Source organism: Thermogutta sp. (genome assembly GCF_014359955.1).
Classification (GTDB): domain Bacteria; phylum Planctomycetota; class Planctomycetia; order Pirellulales; family Thermoguttaceae; genus Thermogutta.
The window spans coordinates 1-4,696 of the sequence record NZ_JACIYL010000310.1 but is presented as its reverse complement, the minus strand read 5'-3'; the positions used below and the strand labels follow the sequence as shown (position 1 = coordinate 4,696).

The following is a 4,696-nucleotide window of genomic DNA, read 5'->3' as shown; positions in this document are numbered from 1 at the left end:
CGCTGGGGGCTGTTTCCCGGCAAAAACATTCAGCGGGCCCCGGGGAGCCCGCTGAATACGGTCGAGCTTCATCACCCATCAAAAACCGTGCCACTGCCGCATATCACACGACGGGGAGGCTCAAGCCACCGACCGGGCCATGGTTCGACCCCGGGATCAGAACCTCACGCTGAGCTGCGTGTAGTAGAAATCGCTCTGGTCTCCGCCGCCGGGCGTGAGTTTGAGGAACCGGCCCGGGAAGAGGTGGGAATATCCAAACAAGACATCAGCCCGCGGATGGAAAGCCCAGCGGACAGTTACGTCGGCCTCACTGCCCACAGAGCGGCCTGCCGCACCGGTAGGATCCTGGCGGATTGCATTGCCGCCTGCGTCGTAGAGAGCGTCGCGGGCTTCTTGAAGCCGGAAAGTATGCCACCAGAACGCGATTTCCCAGGCGGGATGGGGTTTCATCGTCAAAAGCACGTTCCAGTCCTCGATATTCTGTCGGCCTACCAGGTCCATCCAGCCAAAGTATTTGTGACCGAGAGGAAATAGCTGGTTGAACGTCTCGTGACGCCCGTCGGTGGGGTCCTCGTCTCCTGAAGCCCAGTCGTAGTAAAACCAAAGCGTGGGTTCCCAACCGAGTCGCGCCAGTTTTCGCCCCACCCCCAGCGTATAGAAGCCCGCCGAGTGATCCACGGGGCCGTACTCGCCAAACTGGTAGGCACCTTCGATTTCCCACAACCACAAATCGAGCTTTCCTTCCCAGCGACTTCCGAAAGTGTGGGTTTTAAAGGGTCTTGGATCACTGTACTTCGCGTAGCCGAGGTAGTAGAGGTCGAGTGTTTGACTGCAGCTACCCTTGCGGGTCATGTAGATGCCGTAAAATTCCTGGTCGAGGTCGGGGTGGTCAAAATTGTGGTCGTTGTTCACGTGCTGAGAAAAGGGGATCGGTCGGGTCCAGAATCCGTCGATGTTCCACCGCTCGCCCCGCCAGAATAGTTTAACACCGTCAAAGGTTCGCCGCGTGTTGCTCCAATCCAAAGGGGAAATGAGTCTCTGGTTGCCGTACAGCAGTTCCTGCCGTCCTCCCCGAAACCAGAGGTCACCGGAGTCGGCGTCGAGTATTTTCACGTCGGCGAATAAATTGAGGGCGTCAAAGCGGTTTTCTTCGATCGGGCGTGGAGGGAGATCCTCCCAGGCACTCGTCGCATCGATGGCCTCGGCGTAGGCCCGGAGCCTTTCACCAACGTGGAGGTCTCCGTAAATCCGCGTTCGCTGGAGCAGGAAGTTATTATCGCGGTTCAAGATGTGCTCGTTGTGCTGCCGCAGGCGGTATTCTCCGCCAACGTCCAGAATTCCCCAGTTCCCCAGGCGATTCCGCTTGAGAGCATCGCCGAGGTAAAAGTACGGGTTGTCGGGCTTATCGAGGTAAGAAAAGTCGTTTTCATAAAACACGCCTTTATAGGGATTGGCTGGTTTGGGCGGAACCGCGGGGGAGCGTGGTTGAGGCTTTAAACCGTTAGTGTCTTCTTTAACCGGGGAGCTTTGCGCTTCATTTTTCTGAACCGGCCCAGAAGTCGGTTCCTCGATCCATGTCGTGGCCGCCTCATGTTCGTCTTCGAAAGCAGTTGGAGCCAGCTCCGGCCCGCTGAGCCGGGCGACCTCTCGATCGGGGCCAAGGACTTTGGAGGGCCCCACTCCGGGCTGCTCGGGGAACACCAAAACTGGTTCCTGTGAGAGGCCGATCGCTGCCAGGCCGTTCGCTACAACAAGCCACAACAAGAATCGCGGTAAAGCTTGCACCATTTGGCAAAACTCCGCACTGACCCATCAGTGGCCCACCCTTCGAGGCTGGGCGACACGAGGGGCTTCCCAACTTGCACCGAGATTTCAAAAGGACTGGAGGCCCTTCACCACTGCGGCCTACACACGTTTCGTCGGCTGATTTTGATGACTGGCTCGATTGGTTTCGTTGCGCTAGTAACTTTTTTGCCTTTTTTGCCAGGTTTGCCAAACGTTTTTCTGCTACGGAACGTGTCGATGAGGACGGCCCCTTGCAGGAACGAAGTCCACGGTTGGCAAAAAGCGAAATGCCGCGACCAAAAGGTTGAGGGGGAGGGCTGCAACTGTGCGGGAGGCCTCTAATCTCTCGGTCGGAGAAATGGTCAAGCCTGCCGCTCGGCTTGGTGCATGAGCCCTCGTCAATCTTTGGACTCCCGCAGAATAGTGGTTTGTAAACATACCGTCGGGCTAGAAACTCCCGCAGTGTAGCCGCCTTTGCTACAATTTACGAGATGTAGTGACGTCGTGTTTGCAAGTGACCCCTGGAGAGGACCGAAGTTCTGGACGTACCCAATGACGACGAATGTTGACGGCCCCCGGACTCTTTTTGAAAAAATTTGGGACGACCATGTTGTTTACACCGATGAGGGGGGGCAAACCCTCCTGTATATCGATCTTCATCTGGTCCACGAGGTGACCAGTCCACAGGCTTTTGAAGGACTGCGACTGGCTGGGCGGCGGGTTCGCAGGCCGGAACGGACGGTGGCGACCGTGGATCACAATGTGCCGACGACGGATCGGTCGCTCCCCATTGCCGACCCGATTTCCCGCCAGCAAATCGAGACTTTGCGCAAAAACTGCCAGGAGTTTGGTATTCGCCTGTATGACATTAACAGCGTGGAACAGGGAATCGTACATGTCATCGGCCCTGAACTTGGCCTCACCCAGCCAGGAATGACAATCGTCTGCGGCGACAGCCATACAGCGACTCATGGGGCTTTCGGGGCCCTGGCATTCGGAATTGGCACCAGTGAAGTGGAGCACGTTCTGGCCACTCAAACGCTGCTGCAAAAAAAGCCCAGGACGTTCGAGGTTCGGGTGGAAGGGCAATTGCCCCGGGGTGTCACCGCCAAAGACCTGATCTTGTACCTCATCGGGAAACTTACGACACGGGGAGGAGTCGGATATTGCATCGAGTACACCGGGGAAGTCATCCGCCGGCTGAGCATGGAGGAGCGGATGACGGTGTGTAACATGACAATCGAGGCCGGCGCACGGTCGGGGCTGATTGCACCGGACGAGACGACGTTTGCTTATCTCCGTGGGCGACCATTTGCGCCGAAAGGGGATGCTTTTGAACAAGCGGTCGCGCGCTGGCGGAATCTGCGCACCGATCCAGGGGCCAAATACGATCGCGTGGAGGTGTTTTTCGCGGACAACATTGAGCCTCAGGTGACCTGGGGCACCAACCCGGCGCAGGTGGTTGCCGTGACGGGCAAGGTTCCCGATCCCCGGGATTTCCAGGACCCCGTGGAACGCAAGGCCGCCGAGGATGCCCTCCGCTACATGGGCCTGGAGCCCGGCACACCGATCACCGGGATTCGCATTGACAAAGTGTTTATCGGCTCCTGCACGAATGGGCGGCTGGAAGATCTGAGGGCGGCAGCGGCGGTAGCGAAAGGATATCGGGTGGCCGACCATGTGCAGGCTCTGGTGGTGCCGGGTAGTGGGTTGGTCAAGAGACAGGCGGAAGCCGAAGGTCTGGACAAAATATTCAAGGACGCCGGCTTTGAATGGCGGGAACCGGGTTGCAGCATGTGTCTGGCGATGAACCCTGATCGATTAGAACCCGGGGAACGCTGCGCATCGACGAGCAACCGCAACTTCGAAGGGCGGCAGGGCCGAGGGGGGAGGACTCATTTGGTTTCACCTGCCATGGCGGCTGCCGCGGCGATTGCCGGACGGTTTGTCGATATCAGGAATTGGGACTACCGCTGAGCAACCCAGTCACCCGAGATGCCTCCGGCTGCTGGTGAGTACGATTGTGCCGCTCAGCCATTGCATTGAACAGATGTTTGAAAGGGACCGCGTACAAATTGGGAAAGAGAGGAGTCGCAGGCATGCAGCCGTTTGTCCGTCATACAGGACTGGTAGTGCCCCTCGATCGTTCGGATGTTGACACCGATCAGATCATTCCGAAGCAATTTCTCAAGCGGATCGAGCGCACCGGTTTCGGCCAGTTCCTCTTTTATGACTGGCGGTACCTGGAAGATGGAAAACCCAACCCGGACTTCATCCTCAACAGACCCGAATATCAGGGCGCCACGATTCTCCTGGCTCGTCGCAATTTCGGTTGCGGATCGAGCCGCGAACACGCTCCTTGGGCTCTCGTGGACTATGGTTTCCGCGCGATTGTGGCTCCGAGCTTTGCCGACATTTTCTACAATAACAGCCTCAAGAACGGCCTTTTGCCGGTCCGTTTGGATGAGTCCCTGGTCGAAGAGCTGTTCCAAAGATGCGCGAGGACCCCGGGCTATCGCCTCACCGTGGACCTGGAACAATGCACTGTGACGGACGACAATGGCTTTCACGCCACTTTCGAAATTGATCCATTTCGCCGGAAATGTCTTCTCGAAGGGCTCGACGACATCGCCTTGACCCTCCAACATGAGGACAAAATTACGGCTTATGAAAAAGCCCATGGAATTGCTTGAGAACGATGTCGGACGGGAGAGGGGTTGGTGCTGCTGGGGACGTGTTGGACCAGGGAAGGGGGCTCGGCATTCTTACAGAGCGTGAGAGGGCGCTCCGCGGTTGTGCCGTGACCGACGGTTCCCGGATAGAATTTTGTGATAAAATCCACAGTACTGCTCTAATCTTCCTTGCTGTACGCCGGTCCGAGCGAACGGGAGAAAGAAAGTATTGGAACCGT

3 protein-coding genes are annotated in these 4,696 nt (G+C 57.4%); 2 read left to right on the top strand and 1 reads right to left on the bottom strand.

Going from position 1 to position 4,696, the window contains the following annotated elements; genetic code table 11:
- Positions 1-156: 156 nt before the first annotated feature.
- Positions 157-1,788, bottom strand: coding sequence for an alginate export family protein (locus tag H5U08_RS10435; RefSeq protein ID WP_297032767.1), 1,632 nt, complete (start codon positions 1,786-1,788; stop codon positions 157-159).
- 549 nt (positions 1,789-2,337) lie between these two features.
- Between H5U08_RS10435 and leuC the strand changes: the two genes are divergently transcribed.
- Positions 2,338-3,762: a 3-isopropylmalate dehydratase large subunit gene (gene leuC, locus H5U08_RS10430; protein WP_297032764.1), complete on the top strand. Its 1,425-nt coding sequence runs from the start codon at positions 2,338-2,340 to the stop codon at positions 3,760-3,762.
- A gap of 122 nt (positions 3,763-3,884) precedes the next feature.
- A complete protein-coding gene (leuD, locus tag H5U08_RS10425) occupies positions 3,885-4,478 on the top strand; it encodes a 3-isopropylmalate dehydratase small subunit (RefSeq protein ID WP_297032761.1) in 594 nt (197 codons plus the stop codon).
- Positions 4,479-4,696 lie beyond the last annotated feature (218 nt).

Coding starts and splice junctions, on each gene's coding strand:
- H5U08_RS10435 (WP_297032767.1), bottom strand. CDS start 1,788: ATGGTGCAAGCTTTACCGCGATTCTTGTTGTGGCTTGTTGTAGCGAAC.
- leuC (WP_297032764.1), top strand. CDS start 2,338: ATGACGACGAATGTTGACGGCCCCCGGACTCTTTTTGAAAAAATTTGG.
- leuD (WP_297032761.1), top strand. CDS start 3,885: ATGCAGCCGTTTGTCCGTCATACAGGACTGGTAGTGCCCCTCGATCGT.